Origin of the sequence: Streptomyces achromogenes subsp. achromogenes (assembly GCF_000720835.1) — a bacterium.
Classification (GTDB): Bacteria; Actinomycetota; Actinomycetes; order Streptomycetales; family Streptomycetaceae; genus Streptomyces; species Streptomyces achromogenes.
Genome location: NZ_JODT01000010.1, coordinates 177,923 through 199,643 on the forward strand (window position 1 = coordinate 177,923; position 21,721 = coordinate 199,643).

A 21,721-nucleotide genomic window follows, 5' to 3' on the forward strand; every position below is an offset into this window, starting at 1 on the left:
CGACGACCATGACGTCTTCGACCCCTTCCCACCCCTCCGGCGCCTCCGACTCCGCCGCCGACTCCCCTCGCCCCGCACGCCCCACCCGGCCCGCCGGCGCCTCCGGTTCGTCCCGGCGGGACCGCGCCGAGGCGCTGCCCGAGGAGATGCGGGAGGCGCTGCGGCGGCGCCTGGCCGGCCGGGCCGCCGACGGCGCGCCGGCCGCCCGCAGGGGCATCCCGCGCGCCGACCGGGACCGCCCGCTGCCGCTGTCGTTCGCCCAGCAGCGCCTGTGGTTCCTGGACCGGCTGCGGCCCGGCGACGCCCGCTACAACAGCGCGGTCGCGGTCCGCTTCACCGGTACGGTGGACCACGAGGCGCTGCGCACGGCCCTCGCCACCGTCGTCGCCCGGCACGAGGCCCTGCGCACCACCTTCGAGGAGACCGACGGCCGCCCGGCACAGCGCGTCCACCCCGCGGGCCCGGTGCCGCTCCCGGTCCGGGACACCGGCGACCTGGACGCCGACCTGCTGGCGGAGTACTCCCGCCCCTTCGACCTGCGGCACGGGCCGCTGCTGCGCGCCCTGCTGCTGCGCGAGTCGGCGACCGCGCACGTCCTGCTGCTGACGGCCCATCACATCGTCACCGACGGCTGGTCGATGGGCGTGGTGCTGGACGAACTGTGCACCGCCTACGACGCGTTGGCGCGCGGCGCCGACCCCGGGCTGCCGCCGGTGCCGACGCAGTACCCGGACTTCGCGGTCTGGCAGCGCGCCCAGCTGACCGGCCCCCGCCTCGACCGCGAACTCGCCCACTGGAAGGAGAGGCTGGCGGGGACGGTGGCGCCCGAGCTGCCCCTGGACCGGCCGCGGCGCGGGGAGGAGGCGGGCGAGGGCGCCGTGCACACCTTCACCGTCCCGGCCCCCCTGACCGCGCGCCTGCGCGACCTCGCGGCCGAGCGGCACGGCACCCTGCACACCGCGCTGGTCGCCGCCGTCCAGGCGCTGCTGGCCCGCTGGTCCGGGCAGGACGACATCGCCGTGGGCTCCCTCACCCCCGGCCGGCCCCGCACCGACCTCGAACGGACCGTCGGGTTCTTCGTGAACACCGTCGTGCTGCGCACCCCAGTGGACACCTCCGGATCCTTCCGTGACCTGCTGACCAAGGCCGCCGACACGGTGAGCGACGCCTTCGCCCACGGCGACACGCCGTTCGAGAGGATCGTGGAGGCGGTGGGCGCGCCCCGCGAGGCCGGCCGCAACCCGCTGTTCGACGTGATGGTGCTGCTGCACCCCGCCCCGCCCGCCGCGACCGCCCCGCGCGGCCTGGCCACCACCCCGGTCACCGTGCCCCGGCGGGCGGCCACCTTCGACCTGAGCATCGAGTTCGTGCCGGACGGCGCCGGCCTGACCGGACTGCTGGAGTACCGCACCGACCTGTTCGACGCCGCCACCGCCGAGCGGCTGGCCGGACAACTGCTTCGCCTGCTCCAAGGCGCGGCCGAGGCACCGGACCGCCCGCTGGACAGCCTGCCGCTGCTGTCCGCGGAGGAACTGCGCCAGGTCCTGCACGACTGGAGCGCCGGCCCCCGGCAGCCCCTGCCCGAGGCCACCCACGCGGAGCTCTTCCAGCGTCGTGCGGCCCGCACCCCGGGCGCCCTCGCCCTCGTCGCGGGGAGCGAACGGCTGGACTACGGCACGCTCAACGCCCGCGCCAACCGGCTCGCCCACCACCTCATCGCGCTCGGCGCCGGCCCCGAACGGCTGGTCGCGCTGCGGCTGCCGCGCACCGCCGACATGATCACCGCGATCCTCGCCGTGTGGAAGGCCGGCGCCGGCTATCTGCCGCTGGATCCGGCACTGCCCGAGGAACGCGTCCGGTTCCTGCTGGACGACGTCCGCCCGGCCCTGGTCCTGGACGAGGCCGCGCTGCGCGCCGTACCCGCGACCGCCCCGGACACCGACCCCACCGACGCCGACCGGCTCGCCCCGCTGGATCCGGAGCACACCGCGTACGTCATCCACACCTCCGGCTCCACCGGCCGCCCCAAGGGTGTCGCCGTGCCCCACCGCGCGGCGGCCCACCTGCTGGCCGCGCACCGGTCCGGCTTCGTCGCCGAGGCGGGCGGCGGCCCGCTGCGGGTCGCGCTCACCGCGTCCTTCTCCTTCGACACCTCCCTCGAAGGCGTGCTGCTGCTGGCCGACGGCCACCCGCTGCACCTGGTGGACGAGGACACCCGGATGGACCCGGCCGCGCTGGTCGAGTACGTGGCCGAGCACCGGATCGACTTCCTCGACCTCACCCCCTCCTACCTGCGGCAGCTGCTGCCCGCCGGACTGCTCACCCACCCCCGGCACCGCCCCCGCGTCCTCATGCTCGGCGGCGAGCCGGTCGGGCCCGCGCTGTGGCGGGAGCTGGCCGCCCACCCGGACGTGACCGCGTACAACTTCTACGGCCCCACCGAGTGCACGGTCGACGCGCTGTCCTGCCGGATCGACGGCCGCGACCGCCCCCTGGTGGGCCGCCCCCTGCCCGGGCTGCGGGCGTATGTGCTGGACGCCCGGCTGCGGCCGGTGCCGCCCGGCGTCGGCGGCGAGCTGTATCTGGCGGGCCCGCAGCTCGCCCGGGGCTACACCGGCCGGCCGGGGCTGACCGCGGCCCGCTTCCTCGCCGACCCGTTCGGGGCGCCGGGGGAGCGGATGTACCGCACCGGCGACCTGGCCCGCTGGACCGCCGACGGCCGCCTCGACTACCTCGGGCGCGCCGACGACCAGGTCAAGGTGCGCGGCCACCGCATCGAGCCCGGCGAGATCGAGGCCGCCCTGCTCGCCCTGGACGGCATCGCCGCCGCCGCGGTCGTCGCCGTGCCCGACCCGCACGGCCACACCCGCCTGGCCGCCTACGTCGTCCCCGCGCCCGGCGCACCCCGGCCCGCCCCCGCCGACCTCAGGGCCGCCCTGCGCCGGGTGCTGCCCGAGGCCCTGGTGCCGTCCTCCTTCACCCCGCTTCAGGCGCTGCCGCTGACCACCAGCGGCAAGCTGGACCGCCGCGCCCTCCCGGCCCCCGAACACGCGCTCCAGGAGCGGGAGTTCACCGCGCCGCGCACCCCGGAGGAGGAGCTCCTCGCCGGTATCTGGGCCGAGGTGCTCGGGGTGGACCGGGTGAGTGTCACCGACAACTTCTTCGAGCTGGGCGGCGACTCCATCCTCGGCATCCAGGCCGTGTCCCGGGCCCGCGCCGCCGGGCTCGACATCGGCTCACAGGACGTCTTCCGGCACCAGACGGTCGCCGACCTGGCCGCCGCCGCGCCCCGCCGCACCGCCGCCGTACCCGCGCCCCGGCGCCCGCGGGAGGACGGGCCCGCCCCGCTCACCCCGGTCCAGGAGTGGTTCCTCGCCACGCACGGGCCGCTGCGCCACTTCAGCATGTCGATGCTGCTCGACCTGCCCCACGACCTCGACGCCGGGGCACTGGAACGCGCGCTGGACGCCGTGGTGGACCACCATCCCGCCCTGCGCACCCGCTTCACCCGCACCGGGGACACCTGGCGGCAGGAGCCCGCCACCGGCCCGGCCGGCGGGCTGCTGACCCGCTGCGCCCCCGGCACCCCGCCCGCCGAGGCGGCCCGCGCCGCCCGCGCCGCGCTGGACCCGGCCACCGGCACCCTGCTGCGCGCCGCCCTGCTCCCCGGCCCCGACCGCCCGCGACTCTTCGTAGCCGCGCATCACCTGGCCGTCGACAGCGTCTCCTGGCGGATCCTGCTCACCGACCTGGAGACCGCCTACCGGCAGGCCGCGGCGGGCCAGGAACCGCGACCGGAGCCCGAACACACCCCGTTCACCACGTGGGCGCGCGCCCTCGCCGAGCGGGTCCGGGCCGGCGGCCTGGACGACGACCTGCCCTACTGGACGGAGCAGACCGCCGAACCGCCCGCCCCGCTCCCCGTCGACCTGCCCGGCACCCCGCTCGCCGGATCCGTGCGCACGGTCCGCACCCGGGTGGACCGGGCCACCACCGAGGCCCTGCTGCGCAAGGTGCCCGGCGTCTACCGCACCCAGGTCAACGACGTGCTGCTGAGCGCGCTGGGCCGGGTGCTCGCCGACTGGACGGGCACCGACCGGGTGACCGTCGCCCTGGAGGGCCACGGCCGCGAGGAGGACCTGGCCGCGGGCGCCGACCTGGCCCGCACCGTCGGCTGGTTCACCACCCAGTACCCGGTCACCCTCACCCCGGCGGACCCCGACGACTGGGGCACCACCCTCAAGGCCGTCAAGGAACGGCTGCGGGCCGTGCCCCGGCGCGGCCTCGGCTACCAGGCCCTCGGCCACCTCGGCTCACCCCGGCCCGAGGCCCGGGCGCTCGGCGAACTCCCGCTGCCCCAGGTGTGCTTCACCTACCACGGCCAGTGGGAGGCGCCCGCCGGCGGCGACTTCGCGCCCGTCGCCGACGTACCCGGCACCGACAGGGACCCCGGCGCGCCCCTGGACCACCTCCTGGACGTCTCCGCCCTGGTCACCGGCGGCGAGCTGGAGATCACCTGGCACTACAGCGACCAGGTGCACCGCACCGGCACCGTACGGCGGCTGGCCGACGCCATGGTGGCCGCGCTCGGATCCATCGCCGAGCACTGCGCCCGGCCCGACGCGGGCGGCCGTACCCCCTCCGACTTCCCGCTGGCCCGCCTGGACCAGGCCGCGGTGGACCGCCTCGTGGGCGACGGACGGGCCGTGGAGGACCTGCTGCCGCTCACCCCGCTCCAGGAAGGCATGCTCTTCCACCGGCTGGTCGGCGGACCGGACGACGTGTACGTGGACCAGGCCGCCCTGCTGCTGGAGGGCGTGACCGACCCCGACGCCCTCGCCCTGGCCTGGCAGCGCGTCACCGACCGCACCCCGGCCCTGCGCACCTCGGTGGTCTGGGAGGGCGTCCCCGTGCCGCTCCAGGTCGTCCACCGGCACGTCACCGTACCCGTACAGCAGGTGGACTGGCGGGACCTGGACGCGCGGGAGCGGGCCGGACGGCTGGAGCGGCTGCGCGCCGACGACCTCGCGCGCGGCCTGGATCTCGGCACGGCACCGCTGATGCGGCTCACCCTCGTCCGGCTGCCGGACGCCCGGCTGCACCTGCTGTGGACCTCCCACCACCTGATCCTGGACGGCTGGAGCCTCGCCCAGGTGCTCACCGACGTGTTCGAGGAGTACACGGCCCTCACCTCCGGCACCGCGTCACGGCCCCCGGCGCGGCGGCCGTTCGGCGACTACGTGCGCTGGCTGGCCGGCCGGGACACCGAGGCCGCCCGCGCGCACTGGCGGACCGTCCTCGCCGGGTTCGCCACCCCCACCCCGCTGCCCGCCGACCGCGTCCGCCGCCCCGGCCACGAGACCCGCTCCGGCCGCGTGCACACCGCCGCCCTGACCGACGAGGTCTCCGCGCGCCTCGCCCGCACCGCCCGCGCCGCCGGACTCACCCTCGGCACCGTCGTCCAGGGCGCCTGGGCCCTGCTGCTGTCCCGCTACGCCGCCGAGCCGGACGTGCTGTTCGGCACCACCGTCGCCGGACGCCCCGACGACCTGCCCGGCGCCGAGTCCATGGTGGGCATGTTCATCAACACCCTGCCCACCCGCGTCCGCGTGGACGACTCCGCCACCGCCGCCGACTGGCTCCGGCGGCTCCAGGAAGAGCAGGCCGAGGCCCGGCGGTACGCCGACGTGTCCCTCGCCGAACTGACCGCGCTGAGCGACGTACCCACCGGCAGCCCGCTGTTCGACAGCATGGTCGCCTTCGAGAACTACCCCTTCGACCAAGCGCGTTCCGCCGCCGCCGGCATCCGCCTGGCCGACGTCTCCGCCCGCGACGCCACCAACTACCCGCTGGTGCTGCGCGCCTGGCAGGGCGAGCGGTTCGGCTTCGACCTCGGCTACGACCCCGAGCTGTTCGACACCCCGACCGTGCGCTCCCTCGCCGACCGGCTGTGCCTGCTGCTCACCGAGCTGGCCGACGACCCGGACCGGCCCGTGCGCGCCCTCGCCTGGACCACGGCCGAGGAGCGGCACCGGATGCTGACGGACTGGAACGGCACCGCCGAAGGCCGGCCCACCGACACCCTGGACGCCCTGTTCACCGCCCAGGCCGCCCGCACCCCCGACGCCGAGGCCGTCACCTGCGGCGGCGAACGGCTCGACTACGCCACCCTGGACGCGCGTTCCGGCCGGCTCGCGCACCGGCTCGCCGAACTCGGCGCCGGACCCGAGACGTTCGTCGCCCTCGCCCTGCCCCGCTCCACCGACCTCGTCGTGGCCGTCCTCGCCGTCCTCAAGACCGGCGCCGCCTACCTGCCCCTCGACCCCGCCCTGCCCGCCGAGCGCGTCCGGCACCTGCTGGACGACGCCCGGCCGGTGGCACTCGTCACCACCGGGCAGACCCTGGCCGGCACCGGCGTGCCCCGGGTGCCGCTGGACGACCCGGAGACGCGCGCCGACCTGGCCCGCCGCCCGGCCGCCGGCCCGCCCCGCCGCGCGCTGCCCGAGAGCCCCGCCTACGCCATCTACACCTCCGGCTCCACCGGCCTCCCCAAGGGCGTCGTCGTCCCGCACGCAAGCGTCGTCCGGCTGTTCACCCGCACCCGGGACTGGTTCGGCTTCGGCCCCGACGACGTGTGGACGCTGTTCCACTCCTACGCCTTCGACTTCTCGGTGTGGGAGCTGTGGGGCCCGCTGCTGCACGGCGGCCGGCTCGTGATCGTCCCCGAGGACACCGCCCGCTCCCCGGAGGACTTCCTGCGCCTGCTCGCCGACGAACGGGTCACCGTCCTCAACCAGACCCCGTCCGCCTTCTACCCGCTGATCCGCGCCGACGCCGAACTCCCCGAGGTCGGCCGGAGGCTGGCGCTGCGCACGGTGGTGTTCGGCGGCGAGGCGCTGGACGTCGCCCGGCTCGCCGACTGGTACGCCCGCCACCCGGACACCGCGCCCCGCCTGGTGAACATGTACGGCATCACCGAGACCACCGTGCACGTCACCTACGCCCCGCTGGACGCGGCGGCGGCCCGCGCCGGCACCGCGAGCCCCATCGGCACCGGCATCCCCGACCTCAGGCTCTACGTCCTCGACGGCCGCCTGGAGCCGGTACCGCCCGGCGCCGTCGGCGAACTCTTCGTCGCCGGCGAGGGCCTGGCCCGCGGCTACCTGGGCCGCCCCGGACTGACCGCCACCCGCTTCCCCGCCGACCCGTTCGGCCGCCCCGGCACCCGCATGTACCGCACCGGCGACCGGGCCCGCTGGCGGGCCGACGGCACCCTGGAGTACCTGGGCCGCGCCGACCAGCAGGTCAAGATCCGCGGCTACCGCATCGAACCCGGCGAGATCGAGGCCGCCCTGCACCGCCACCCGGGCGTGGGCGCGGCCACCGTCGGCGTGTACGAGGACACCGCCGGCACCCGCCGGCTCGTCGCCCACGTCGTCGGCACCGGCACCGGCGACCGCGCCGTGCCACCCCCCAGCGCCGCCGAACTCCGCGCCCACCTGGCGGGGTTGCTGCCCGCGCACATGGTGCCGGCCGCCTATGTGCCGCTGGCCGCGCTGCCGCTCACCGCCAACGGCAAGCTCGACCGGCGCGCCCTGCCCGCGCCCGGACCCGACGGCTTCGCCGCCGACGCCGCCCGGACCCCGCCGCGCACCCTCGCCGAACGGCTGGTCGCCGCCGCCTGGACGGACGTCCTGGACACCGACGAGGTCGGCGCCGACGACGACTTCTTCGCCCTCGGCGGCGACTCCATCCTCGCCGTCCGCGTCACCTCCCGGCTGCGCGCCGCCTTCGGCACGGACGTCTCACCCCGGCTGCTGTTCACCCACTCCACCCTGTCCGGCCTCGCCGCCGAACTGGGCGAGCCCCGCACCGGAGGCACCACCGCCGACGCCATCCCGGCCACCGACCCGGACGCCCCGGCCCCCTTGTCGTACGCCCAGCAACGCCTGTGGTTCCTCGACCGGTTCGAGCCGGGCGGCACCGCGTACACGACCCTGTCCGTGCTGCGGCTGCGCGGCGCCCTGGACACCGGCGCGCTGCGCGCCGCGCTGGACGGCCTGGTCGCCCGGCACGGGGCACTGCGCACCACCTTCGCCGAACACGACGGCCAGGCACGGCAGTTCGTGCACCCGCCCCGGCCCGTGGACCTCCCGGTGGACGACCTCCCGGACGGCGCGGCGCTGGACGCCCTGCTGGACCGCGAGGCCGCCACCCCCTTCGACCTGGCCACCGGACCCCTGCTGCGGGCCCGTCTGGCCCGGCTCGCCGCCGACGAGCACGTCCTCGTGCTGGCCGTCCACCACATCGTCACCGACGGCTGGTCCGGCGGCGTGCTGGCCCGCGACCTCGGCGAGCTGTACACGGCGGCCCTGGAAGGCCGCCGCCCCGACCTGCCGGCCCTGCCCGTCCGCTACGCCGACTACGCGGCCTGGCAGCGCACCCGCGCCGAGCGCGCCGAGGCCGACCTCGCCTACTGGCGCGAGGCCCTGGACGGCGTGGTCCCGCTGGAGCTGCCCACCGACCGGCCGCGCCCCGCCGTGCGCACCCGCGACGGCGCCCTGCTGACGTTCACCCTGCCCGCCGCCCTCACCGAGCGGCTGCGCGAGCGCGGCCGGGAAGCCGACGCCACCCTCTACATGACCCTGGTGACGGCCTGCCAGGTGCTGCTCGCCCGCTGGGCGGGCCAGCAGGACGTCACCGTCGGCACCGTCACCGCCGGCCGGGAACGGCCCGAACTGCACGACGTGGTCGGCATGTTCGTCAACACACTGGTGCTGCGCGCCCAGGTCCGCCCCGACCTGTCCTTCCGGGAACTGCTGGCCGAGGTGCGCACCACCGTCCTGGAGGCGTCCGCCCACCAGGAAGTCCCCTTCGAACGCGTCGTGGACGCCGTCCAGCCCGAGCGGGACACCAGCCGTACACCGCTGTTCCAGGTCATGGTCGCCCTGCACAACCTCGACGCCGGTCCGCCCCGGCTGCCCGGCCTGACGGTGGAACCGGTCACCCCGCCGGTCCGTACCGCCACCTTCGACCTCGCCTTCGACTTCGTGGAGGGCGACGACGGCCTCACCGGCCATCTGGAGTACAGCACCGGTCTGTTCGACGCCGACACCGCCGAACGCCTCGCCACCCGGCTGCGCCTCCTGCTGGAAGCCGCCGCCGACGACCCCGGGCAGCGGGTGGGCCGGCTCCCCCTGATGACCGGCGACGAACGGCACCAGGTGCTCCGCCACGGCCAAGGCGCCCCGCTGCCCGCGCCGGACACCACCTTCCCCGCCCTCTTCGAGGCCCAGGCCGCCCGCACCCCCCACCACACCGCCCTGGCCGCCCGCGACACCACCCTCGACTTCGCCGCGCTCAACCGGCGCGCCAACCGGCTCGCCCACCACCTCATCGCCCAAGGCGCCGGCCCCGAGGACATCGTGGCCGTACGCCTGCCGCGCACCACCGACCTGGTGGTCGCCCTGCTCGCGGTCCTCAAGGCGGGCGCCACCCTGCTCAGCCTGGACCCCGAACTACCGCAGCAGCGACAGGACTTCCTGCTCGCCGACGCCCGCCCGCACACCCTGCTCACCGGCCTCGACGGCGTGCCCTGGGACCGGCTGCCCGACCACGACCCGACCGACGCCGACCGGATCCGGCCCCTGCTGCCCCGGCACACCGCCTACCTCGTCTACACCTCCGGCTCCACCGGCCGCCCCAAGGGCGTCGCCGTCGAACACCGGCACCTGGTCAACCTCTGCCACGACCACCGCGAGAACCTGCTCGCCCCGCACACCACGGACGGGCGCCGGCTGCGGGCCGCGCTCAGCGCCTCCTTCTCCTTCGACACCTCCTGGGAGGGACCCCTGCTCCTCGCCCTCGGCCACGAGGTGCACCTCATCGACGAGGACGTCCGCCTGGACCCGCGGGCGTTCTGCGCCCAGGTCACCGAGCACCGCCTGGACCTGGTCAACGTCACCCCGACGTTCCTGCGCGAACTCACCGCCGCCGGCCTGCTCGCCCCCGGCCGCCACCACCCGCGCCTGCTGCTCGTCGGCGGCGAGGCCGTCACCCCGGCGCTCTGGCACGAACTCGCGCGTGCCGAACGGGAACTGGGGGTGGCCGTGTACAACATGTACGGGCCCACCGAGTGCACCGTCGACGCCGTCTACGGCCGCACCCAGGACCGCCCCGACCGCCCGGTCATCGGCCGCCCCGGCGCCGGCCTGCGCGCCTACGTCCTCGACGGCGCCCTGAACCCGGTGCCGCCCGGGGTGCCCGGCGAGCTGTACCTGGCCGGGGCACAGGTGGCCCGCGGCTACCTCGGCCGGCCCGGCCTCACCGCCGCCCGCTTCCTCGCCGACCCGTTCGGGGCGCCGGGGGAGCGGATGTACCGCACCGGGGACCGGGCCCGCTGGGACCGGGACGGGCTGCTGGAGTTCCTCGGCCGGGCGGACGAACAGGTCAAGATCCGCGGATTCCGCGTCGAGCCCGGCGAGGTGGAGGCCGCCCTGCTGGACCACCCCGACGTCACCGACGCCGCGGTGACCGTCCGGGAACACGCCGGCCGGCCCATGCTCGTCGGCTACGTGGTGCCCGCCGCCGGCCGCGTCCCGTCCGCCGACGCCCTGCGCCTCGCGCTGCGCCGCACCCTGCCCGACCACATGGTGCCCGCCGCGTTCGTCCCGCTCGCCCGCATCCCGCGCACCACCAGCGGCAAGACCGACCGGCGCGCCCTGCCCGCCCCGCCCGCCCAGCCCGACAGCACCACCCCCTACGTCGCCCCCCGGCCCGGCACCGAGGAACGCCTGGCCGCGATCTGGGCCGAGGTGCTCGGCGTCGAACGCGTCGGCGCCCGCGACAACTTCTTCACCCTCGGCGGCGACTCCATCCTCAGCATCCAGATCGTCTCCCGCGCCCGGCAGGCCGGACTCGCCCTCACCACCAAGGACGTCTTCCGGCACCAGACCGTCGCCGAACTCGCCCTGTGCGCCAAGGAGTCCACACCGCACACGGCCGTCGAGGAGACCGGAGAGGCGCCGCTGACCCCGATCCAGCACTGGTACCTGGACGGCCGCGACCCCGCCGAGCCGCTGCGGTTCACCATGACCCAGCGCCTGGAACTCGCCGCAGGCACCCGCTCCCCGGCGCTGGAGCGGGCCACCGAGGCGGTCGTCCGCCGCCACGCCGCCCTGCGCACCCGGTTCCGCCGCACCCCCGACGGCTGGCGCCAACAGGCGCTGCCCGAGGCACCGGACGGCGTGTTCACCCGGCACGACGTGGCCGCGCTGGACGACCCGGCGCTGGAGCGCGAGGTCCAGCGGCTGACGGAGCAGGCGCAGGCCGCCCTCGACCCCACGGCCGGGCGGGTCGTCCGCGTCCTGTTCCTCGACCGGGGCCCGCAGCGTCCGGGCCAACTCGTCATCACCGCGCACCACTTGGTGATCGACGGAGTGTCCTGGCGCATCCTGCTCGCGGACCTGGAGACCGCCCACCGGGCGGCGGCGGCCGGCCGGCCCGCCGACCCGCCCGCCGCCGGCACCCCCTACGGCCACTGGGCCGCCCGCCTGGAACGGCACACCCGCTCCGGCGCCCTCGACGCCGACCTGCCGTACTGGACCCGCACCGGCGAGGCCCCCGCCGAACTGCCCGCCGGACAGCCCGGGCCGAACACCCACGGCACCGCCGCCACCCTCACCGTCACCCTGGACCGGCCCACCACCGACGCCCTGCTGCGCCGGGTCCCGGAGACCTACCGCACCCAGGTCAACGACGTCCTGCTCAGCGCCCTCGGCCGCACCCTGGCCCGCTGGTGCGGACGCGACACCGTCCTGCTGGGCGTGGAGGGCCACGGCAGGGAGGAGCTGTTCGAGGACGTGGACCTGTCCCGGACCATCGGCTGGTTCACCGCCGAGTACCCCCTCGCCCTGCGCGTCGCCCCGGACGCCGGCTGGCACGACACCCTCCGCTCGGTCAAGGAACAACTGCGCGCGGTCCCGCTGCACGGCCTGAGCCACGGCGCCCTGCGCCGGCTGCTGCCCGAAAGCCCCCTCGCCGACGCCCCGGCCCCCCAGGTCGGCTTCAACTACCACGGCCAGTGGGACACCGACGGCACCGACGGCCTGTTCCGCGCCGCGCTGCCCCCGGCCGGCCGCGACACCGACCCGGACGAACCCCGCCCCTACCTGCTGGACATCACCGGCGTCGTCCAGCACGGCCGCCTCGAACTCGGCTGGACCTGCCCGGCGGCCGTCTACGACGAGACCACCGTCCGCCGGCTCGCCGAGGACACCCTCACCGCCCTGCGCGAGATCGTGGCGCACTGCGCGATTCCCGGGGCGGGCGGACGTACCCCCTCCGACTTCCCCCTCGCCGGCCTCGGCCAGGAACAGCTGGACCGGCTCGTCGGCACCGGCCGGCACATCGAGGACGTCCTGCCGCTCACCCCGCTCCAGTCCGGCATGCTCTTCCACGGCCTCGTCGACACCGAGCACGCCTACTTCGACCGCACCGCCGTACGGCTGTCCGGGGTGGCCGACCCGCGCGCCTTCGCCGCCGCCTGGCAGCAGGTCGCCGACCGCACCCCGGCGCTGCGCACCAGCGTCCACTGGCACGGCCTGCCCCACCCCGTCCAGATCGTCCACCGCCACGCCGAACTGCCCGTCACCCACCTCGACTGGCGCACCCTGACCCCCGCCGAGCGCGCCGCGGCCACCGAACGGCTGCTCGCCGAGGACCGCGCGGCCGGCCTGGACCTCACCAGCGCGCCGCTCACCCGGCTCACCCTGGCCGCCCTGCCCGGCGACGAGGTGCTGCTGCTGTGGTCCACCCACCACATCGTCCTCGACGGCTGGAGCACCGGACAGCTGCTCACCGAGGTCTGCGCACGCTACGCGGCCCGCACCGGCGGCCCCGAGGAGGCACCCCCGGCCCGGCGGCCCTTCGCGGACTTCCTGCACTGGCTGCGCGCGCAGGACGAGACGGCCGCCGAACGGCACTGGGCCGACGCGCTCGCCGGGTTCACCGCCCGTACCCCGCTGCCGTACGACCGCACGCCCGCCGAGGCCCACCGCGCCCGCTCCACCGCCGCCGTCCACCACGAGCTGGACCCGGAGGTCTCCCGGCGGCTGCGGGAGGGCGCCGCCCGCGCCGGACTCACCGTCAACACCGTGGTGGAGGGCGCCTGGGCGCTGCTGCTGGCCCGCTCCTGCGGCCGGGACGACGTGGTGTTCGGCACCACCGTCTCCGGCCGCCCGGCCGAACTGCCCGGCGTCGAAGGCATGATCGGCATGTTCGTCAACACCGTGCCGACCCGGGTCCGGGTCGCCGCCGGGCCGGTCCTGCCATGGCTGCGCGACCTCCAGGAACGGCAGAGCGACGCCCGCCGCTTCGACTTCCTCGCCCTGCCCCGCATCCAGGCCGTCAGCGAAGTCCCGCCCGGGGAACCGCTGTTCGACAGCATGGTGGTGTTCGAGAACTACCCGGTGGATGAATCGGCGACCGCCCGCACCGGCGTCCGGGTCGAGGAGGTGCGCGCCGACGACGCCACCACCTTCGCCTGGTGCCTGCGCGCCCACCTGGACGAACGGCTCGGCTTCGAGCTGGCCTACGACCCCGCCCTGTTCGACCCCGGCACCGCCGAGCGCGCCGCCGGCCGGCTGGCCGCGCTGCTCACCACCCTCGCCGACGGCTTCGGCACCGACCTGGCCGGCCTGGACCTGCTCACCCCGGCCGACCGCGAGCTGCTGGCCGCCTGGAACACCACCGCCCGGCCGGCCGCACCGCGCAGCCCCGTGGACCTGTTCGCCGAGCAGGCCCGCCGCACCCCGGACGCGATCGCGGTCCACGACGGCGACCGCGAGCTGACGTACCGCGAACTGCACGAGTGGGCAGCGGCGTTGGCCGGCCGGTTGCTGGCCGGCGGGCTGGCGCCCGAGGACCGGGTGGCCCTGCTGATGGACCGCTGCGCCGAACTCGTCGTCGCCCAGCTCGCGGTCCTGCTGGCCGGCGGCGCCTACGTCCCCGTAGACACCCGCGCCCCCGAGGAACGCCGCCGCACCCTGCTCACCCAGGCGGGCGCCACCACCCACCTCACGGCAGCGGACGTGGCCGCGGCCCGTACCGGTACGGCGGGGCACCGGTTGCCGCCCGCCGACCCCGACCGGCTGGCCTACGTGATGTTCACCTCCGGCTCCACCGGGCTGCCCAAGGCCGTCGCGGTACGGCACCGGGACGTGGCGGCGCTCGGTACCGACAGCCGGTTCGGCGGCGGGGTGTGCGAGCGGGTGCTGCTGCACTCGCCGGTGGCGTTCGACGCGGCCACCTTCGAGGTGTGGGCGCCCCTGCTCAACGGCGGCCGCGTGGTCGTGGCACCCGGCGACGGCAGCGTGGACGCGGCCCTGCTGCGCCGGCTCGCCGACGGCGGCGGGCTCACCGCGCTGTGGCTGACCGCCGGACTGTTCCGGCTGCTCGCCCAGGACGCCCCCGACTGCTTCCGGGGCCTCGCGCAGGTGTGGACCGGCGGCGACGTGGTCCCCGCCGCCGCCGTGCGCCGGGTGCTGGCCGCCTGCCCGGGACTGACCGTCGTGGACGGCTACGGCCCCACCGAGACCACCACCTTCGCGACCTCCTTCGCCCTCACCGACCCGGCGGCCGTGCCGGACACCGTCCCCATCGGCCGGCCGCTGGACGACATGCGGGTCCACGTCCTCGACGCCCGGCTGCGCCCCGTACCGCCGGGCTGCCCGGGCGAGCTGTACCTGGCGGGCGAGGGCGTCGCGCGCGGCTATCTGGGCCGCCCCGGCGAGAGCGCCGCCCGCTTCCTCGCCGACCCCTCGGGCCCGCCCGGCGCCCGCATGTACCGCACGGGCGACCTGGCCCGGCGGCGCCCGGACGGCACCGTGGAGTTCCTGGGCCGGGCCGACGACCAGGTCAAGATCCGCGGCTTCCGGGTCGAGCCCGGCGAGGCCGAGGCCGCGCTCGCCGCCCACCCGGGCGTGACGGACGTCGCCGTCCTGGCCCGCGAGGACCGGCCGGGCGCCAAACGGCTCGTGGCCTATGTCGTCGGAGAGGCCGGCCGGGACGCCGGGGAGCTGCTGGCCTTCGCCGCCCGCACCCTGCCCGACTACCTCGTGCCCACCGCCGTGGTCCCGCTGGCCGCCCTCCCGCTCAGCCGCAACGGCAAGGTCGACCGGGCCGCGCTGCCCGCGCCGGAGGCCCTGCCGGGGCGCGCCCGGACCGAGCCCCGCACCGAGGCCGAGCGCCGCACGGCGGCCGTCTTCGCGGAGGTGCTGGGCAGCGAACCGCCCGGCGTGGAGGACGACTTCTTCCAGCTCGGTGGCGACTCGATCCTGAGCATCCGGCTCGCCTCCCGCCTCGCCGAGGCCTTCGACACCGACGTCACCCCGCGCGCGGTGTTCACCCACCCCACCCCGGCCGCCCTGGCCCGCCTCCTCGGCACCCGGCACGGCTCCGGCCGCCCGGCACTGGCCCCGGCCGACCGCGACGCCGTCGCCCCGATGTCCCACGCCCAGCAACGCCTGTGGTTCCTCCAGGAGTTCGAGCCCGGCGGCACGGAGTACGTCACCGCGCTCGCCCTCAGGCTGCGCGGCACCCTGGACACCGGGGCGCTCCGCGCGGCCCTCGCCGCCGTGGTGGCCCGGCACGAGTCTCTGCGCACCACCTTCGACAGCGTCGACGGGCGCGGCGTCCAGATCGTCCACCCGCCCCGGGAGGTGCCGCTGCCCGTCCGCGACCTCGCCCACGTCCCCGACTCCCGGCGGGAGCCGGAGCTGCGGCGGCTGCTCGCCGAGGACCGCGCCCGCCCCTTCGACCTGCGCGAGGGCCCGCTGCTGCGGGCCGGCCTGGTCCGGCTCGGCGAGCGCGACCACGTCCTCTCCCTCGCCCTGCACCACATCGTCACCGACGGCTGGTCCACCGCCGTCCTGCTCGGCGACCTCGCCCACCACTACCGCGCCGAACTCGGCGTACGGCAAGAGGAGTTGCCGCCGCTGCCGGTGCAGTACGCCGACTACGCGCACTGGCAGCGCACCGCCGGGGACGGCGACGCCGACGAGCACCTCGCCTACTGGAAGGAGCGGCTGGCCGGCACGGAACCGCTGGAACTGCCCACCGACCGGCCCCGCCCGCCGGTGCGCACCAGCGCCGGCGCGACCACCCGGCTGACCGTGCCCGCCCCGGCCGTCGCCCGGCTCACCCGGCTCGCCCGGGACCACGGCACCACCCTGTTCACCACGCTCGTCGCCGCCGCCCAGGCCTACCTCGCCCGGCTCTCCGGCGCCGAGGACATCGCCGTGGGCACCGTCACCTCCGGCCGGGACCGGCCGGAGACCCAGGGCCTGGTCGGATTCTTCGTCAACACCCTGGTGCTGCGCTCCCGTGCCGAGGCCGCACGGCCGTTCTCCGCGTTCCTCACCGACGTACGGCAGACCGTCCGCGACGCCTTCGCCCACCAGGACGTGCCGTTCGAACGGGTCGTGGACGCCGTCCAGCCCGAGCGGGACACCAGCCGCAGCCCGCTCTTCCAGGTCATGGTCGTCCTCCAGAACACCCCGGCCGCCGACCTGGACCTGCCCGGCCTGGACGTCGCCGACGTCGAACCGGAGTCGGAGCAGGCCGCGTTCGACCTCACCGTGGAGTTCGCCGAGACCGGCACCGGCGCCCTGCACGGTCTGCTCACCTACAACACCGACCTGTTCGACGCGGCCACCGCCGAACGGATGGTCGCCCAGCTCACCACCCTGCTGCGCGCCGTGGCCGAGGACCCCGACCGCCCGCTGGGGGCCCTCCCGCTGGCCTCCGGCGACGAGCTGACGGCCCTGGCGGCGCACGGCCGGGGCACCTTCCGCCCGGTGCCCGAGTCCACCCTGCCCGCCCTGTTCGAACGGCAGGCGGCCCGTACCCCGGATGCCGTGGCGCTGATCGACGGCGACCGGGAACTGACCTACGCCGAGGTGGACCGGGCGGCCAACCGGCTGGCCCACCGGCTGCTCGCCGACGGCGTCGGACCGGAGCGCGTGGTGGCCCTGGCGCTGCCCCGCTCGGCGTCGGCCGTGGTGGCCCAGCTCGCCGTCGCCAAGGCCGGCGGCGCCTTCCTGCCCGTGGACCCCGACTACCCCGCCCCCAGAAGGGAGTTCATGATCCGGGACGCGGGCGCCCACCTGGTCCTCGGCGACCCCGCCGAGGTGTGGACCGCCGACGGACCGGACACGGCGCCCACGGACGCCGACCGCCCCGCCGCGCTCACCCCCGCCCACCCCGCCTACGTCATCTACACCTCCGGCTCCACCGGCACCCCCAAGGGCGTCGTGGTCACCCACCGGGGCCTGGCCTCCTTCGCCGCGGCGGCCGCCGAACAGTACGCGGCGGGCCCCGGCGACCGGGTCCTGCAGTTCGCCTCCCCGAGCTTCGACGCCTCCGTGCTGGAACTGTGCGTCTCCCTGCTCGGCGGGGCCGCGCTGGTCACCGGCGAGGAAGGGCCGCTGGTCGGGGAACGGCTCGCCGAGGTGCTCGCCGGGCGGGAGATCACCCACACCCTGATCCCGCCGGCCGCGCTGGCCACCGTTCCGCCCGAGACCGCCGCCGGACTGCCCCGGCTGCGCACCCTCATCGTGGGCGCCGAGGCCTGCCCCGCCGACCTGGTCGACACCTGGGCCCCCGGCCGCCGGATGATCAACTCCTACGGTCCCACCGAGGCCACCGTGGTCGCCACCTGGACCGGCCCGCTGACCCCGCACACCGGCACCCCCTCCATCGGCCGCCCCGCCGGCACCACCCGCGTCCAGGTGCTCGACGCCGCCCTGCGCCCCGTACCGCCCGGCGTGACCGGCGAGCTGTACGTCTCCGGGCCCGGCCTGGCCCGCGGCTACCTGGGCCGGCCGGGACTGACCGCCCGGCGGTTCCTGCCCGACCCGTCCGGGGCGCCGGGGGAGCGGATGTACCGCACCGGCGACCTGGTGCGGTGGACCGCCGACGGCCGGCTCCGGTTCGCCGGACGCGCCGACGACCAGGTCAAGCTGCGCGGCTACCGCATCGAACCCGGCGAGATCGAGAGCGCGCTGCGCCGCAGCCCCCTGGTCCGGGACGCGGCCGTCATGGTCCGCGCGGACCGGCCCGGCCGGCCGGCCCGGCTCGTCGCCTACGTCGTCCCGGCGGAACCGGACGGCACCGCCGTGCCCGTCGGCGAACTGCGGCTGCACCTGGCCGAGTCGCTGCCCCCGCACATGGTGCCGTCGGTGTTCGTCCCGCTGGAGCGGCTGCCGCTCACCCCGAACGGCAAGACCGACCGCCGTGCCCTGCCCGCGCCCGGCCCCGCCCAGGCCGCGGACGGACCGCGCACCGCGCCGCGCACCGACACCGAGCGCCGGATCGCCCGGATCTGGGCCGATGTGCTGGGCATCGAAGAGGTCGGCGCCGACGACAACTTCTTCGCGCTCGGCGGCGACTCCATCCTGAGCATGCAGGTCGTCTCCCGGCTGCGCCGCGACGGACTGCACGTGGCCACCCGGGACCTGTTCACCCACCAGACCGTCGCCGGCCTCGCCACCGTCGTCCGCACCGCGCCCCGGCGGTCCGCCGACGGCCCGGTCACCGGCGAGGTGCCGCTCACCCCGATCCAGCACTGGTTCCTCACCAGCCCGCGCGCCGCCCACCACCACTTCAACCAGTCGGCACTGCTGGAACTCGACGGCACCCCCGACCCGCGCGCCCTGCGCACCGCCCTCGACGCGCTGCTGGAACACCACGACGCCCTGCGCATGACGTTCACCCGGGAAGCGGACGGCTGGCGGCAGTTCAACCCGCCGCCCACCACCGGCCGGGACATCCTCACCCGGTACGACCTGACGGGCCTGTCCGCCGACGACGCCGACGCGGCCATGGCCAAGGCCGCCGACGAACTCCACGCGAGCTTCGACCTGGCCCACGGCCCGCACCTGCGCGCGGCCCTGTTCACCGGCGCGGCCGACCGGCCCGCCTTCCTCCTCCTCGTCGCCCACCACCTGGTCGTGGACGCCGTCTCCTGGCGCATCCTGCGCGACGACCTGGAGACCGCCTACCGGCAGGCCCGCACCGGCGGCCCGGTCACCCTGGGGGAGCGGAGCACCAGCTTCCTGGAGTGGTCCCGGCGGCTCGCCGCACACGTCGCCGAGGGCGGCCTCGACCACGAACTGCCCCACTGGGAACAGGCGGTGCACACCGAGGAGCCCCCGGCCCCGGCCGCCGATGCCGGACCGGCCGCCACGGTGAGCGTGGAACTCGGCGAAGAGGACACCACCGCCCTGCTGCGCTCCGCCCCCACCGCCTACCGCACCCGCGTCAACGACGCCCTGCTCGCCGCCCTCGCCCTGGCCCTGGCCCGCTGGACGGGACGCGACCGGGTCCGCCTGGACCTGGAGGGACACGGCCGCGAGGACCTGCTCGACGGCGTCGACCTGACCCGCACCGTCGGCTGGTTCACCACCGTCCACCCCGTCGTCCTGGAGGTGCCCGCCCCCGGCGACCTCGGCCCGGACCGCGACTGGCGGACCCTGGTGAAGTCGGTGCGCCGCCGGCTGCGTGCCGTACCCGCGGGCGGCATCGGCTTCGGCGCGCTGCGCACCTTCGGCCCGCCCGAGGTCCGCGAACGCCTCGGCGGCACCGCCCACAGCCAGGTGGTGTTCAACTACCTCGGCCAGTGGGACGCCCGCCCCGACACGGCGGACGGCGGCCTGGTCCGCGCCGAACACGGCTCCTTCGGCCAGGACCACGACCCCCGGGACCCCGGCTCCCACCCGCTGGAGGTGGTCGGCGCCGTCCAGAACGGCCGGCTCGCCTTCACCTGGCACCACCGGCCCGGCGTCCACGACACCGCGACCGTGCGCCGGGTGGCCGAGGAGTTCGCCACCGCCCTGCGCCACCTCGCCCGGCACGCCAGGGGAGGCCGGTGACGATCCCCCGCCCCCGCGCCCCGCACGGCCCCCGCGCACCGCCCGCCCGTCCCCGACCACCCACACGCCCAACCAGGACACCGGACACCGGACACCGGACACCGGACGACGAAGGAAGACGACATGGACGAGAACACCCGCTACCAGGTGCTGCGCAATGACGAGGAGCAGTACTCCCTCTGGCCCGTCGACATCGAGGTGCCCGCCGGCTGGCAGCCCGTCGGCAAGGAGGGCACCGAGGCCGAGTGCTCCGCCTACGTCGACGAGGTCTGGACCGACATGCGGCCCAAGAGCCTGCGCGAGCGCATGGAGAACGCCGGCGCCTGACCGCCGTACCGCCAGGACCCGCCGGGCCGGCCACGCGCCGGCCCGGCCCCCCCCGCACAGCAGTCGCGTACCGGCGCCCCACCGCCGTCCCTCCGCCCGCGCGGCACCGGCGCCCCACCGCCCTCGGCCCCGCCGCACCGCATCACTCCCGAGGAGCCCGCCATGACACCCGAGACCCCCGTCCTGCGCACCGAACGCCTGGAATTCCTCCCCTACCGGCCCGAACACGAGGACGACTTCGTCGCCCTGCTGCGCGACGAGGAGGTGTGCCGCTGGATGGGGCAGGACCTCGTGCCCGAACCGCAGCTGCGCGAGCTGTTCCGCGCCATCCTCACCGACGTCTACCCCCAGCGCCGGTTCGACGTGTGGGGCCTGTGGCTGGAGGGCACGTACGTCGGCCACGCCGAGGTCAAGCCGACCGGCAACGTCGACGGCCACGAACTGGTCACCGCGCTCGTCCCCGCGTACTGGGGACGCGGCCTGGGCGGCGAGGTGGTCCGCGGCCTGCTCCGGCACGCCGCCGACCACCTGGGCCTCACCGAGGCGTACGGCATGGTGGGCGCCGGGAACACCGCGAGCCTGGCCATGTGCCGCCGCCTGGGCTTCCGCCATGTCCGGGACGTCGTCGGCGACGACGGCTCGGTCACCAAGCTGCTCGTCATCCCGACCCGGGATCCGGGATGACCCGGCCCGGGACCCGGGATGAGCGGGTCGGCCGTTTCCGGTCGGCACCCTCTCCGTTTGTCCGGTTTTCTCGTTTCATCACCCTGGGCCCCGTCTCGTAGAGTGGCGCCGACCTGTTCCCGGAATCCGGGAGCAATACGGCGGGAAACGCGTTCCGCGCAGCCCAGGGAAAGGGGAATCCCGCAATGGGGCTCATCGAGACCAGCGGTAAATTCACGGGGACCAGTGTGGACCTTCCGGGTCTCACGGGCGTCCACACCAACCAGATCAGATGGGGGCAGCCCGCCACCGCCGGCGGCGCTGTGAGCGGCTACGACTTCGAGGGCCACCCCGTGGAGGCGATCCTCAACGGCCGGGAATTCCCGATAGGCCAGTTCACGCACCACAACTACCCGGTCCTGCTGTCGGGGCAGTCGCAGTTCTGGGTGTACCTCACGGTCACGGTGCATTTCGAGAACGGGAACTTCAACCACGACATCAATCTGCGTTTCCGTCATGACGAGACACCCAACCAAAGCGCACACCCGAACGACGCGGTCCAGCTACAGGAATTCCGGGAGCCGGAAAGGGTCTACATCGACAACGTCGAGTACGACGTGGAGATCACCGGATTCCGAAGGCTGACGGAGACCAGGACGGCGACCAGCTTCGACGTCAAGGAGGGCGGGTCGGACAACGCCTGGATCTTCGCCCGGTTCCAGCGCAGGGCCCCGGTGGAATCCTGACCCGCCGGGGGCCGGCCCGCGCACAGGGGCTGCGCGGGCCGTCGCCCCGCGCTG

At 76.0% G+C, this 21,721-nt stretch carries 4 protein-coding genes; all 4 read left to right on the forward strand.

Going from position 1 to position 21,721, the window contains the following annotated elements; genetic code table 11:
• The first annotated feature begins 8 nt into the window (after positions 1-8).
• Positions 9-19,931 carry a non-ribosomal peptide synthase/polyketide synthase gene (locus IH25_RS0112385; RefSeq protein WP_030607528.1) on the forward strand — a complete coding sequence of 6,641 codons (19,923 nt, stop codon included), beginning with the start codon at positions 9-11 and terminating at the stop codon, positions 19,929-19,931.
• 123 nt (positions 19,932-20,054) lie between these two features.
• A complete protein-coding gene (locus IH25_RS0112390) occupies positions 20,055-20,258 on the forward strand; it encodes an MbtH family protein (RefSeq protein ID WP_014676677.1) in 204 nt (67 codons plus the stop codon).
• Between the two features lie 162 nt (positions 20,259-20,420).
• A complete protein-coding gene (locus IH25_RS0112395) occupies positions 20,421-20,942 on the forward strand; it encodes a GNAT family N-acetyltransferase (protein ID WP_030607533.1) in 522 nt (173 codons plus the stop codon).
• A gap of 185 nt (positions 20,943-21,127) precedes the next feature.
• Positions 21,128-21,667 carry a choice-of-anchor K domain-containing protein gene (locus IH25_RS0112400; RefSeq protein WP_051753898.1) on the forward strand — a complete coding sequence of 180 codons (540 nt, stop codon included), beginning with the start codon at positions 21,128-21,130 and terminating at the stop codon, positions 21,665-21,667.
• The last annotated feature ends 54 nt before the right edge of the window (positions 21,668-21,721 follow it).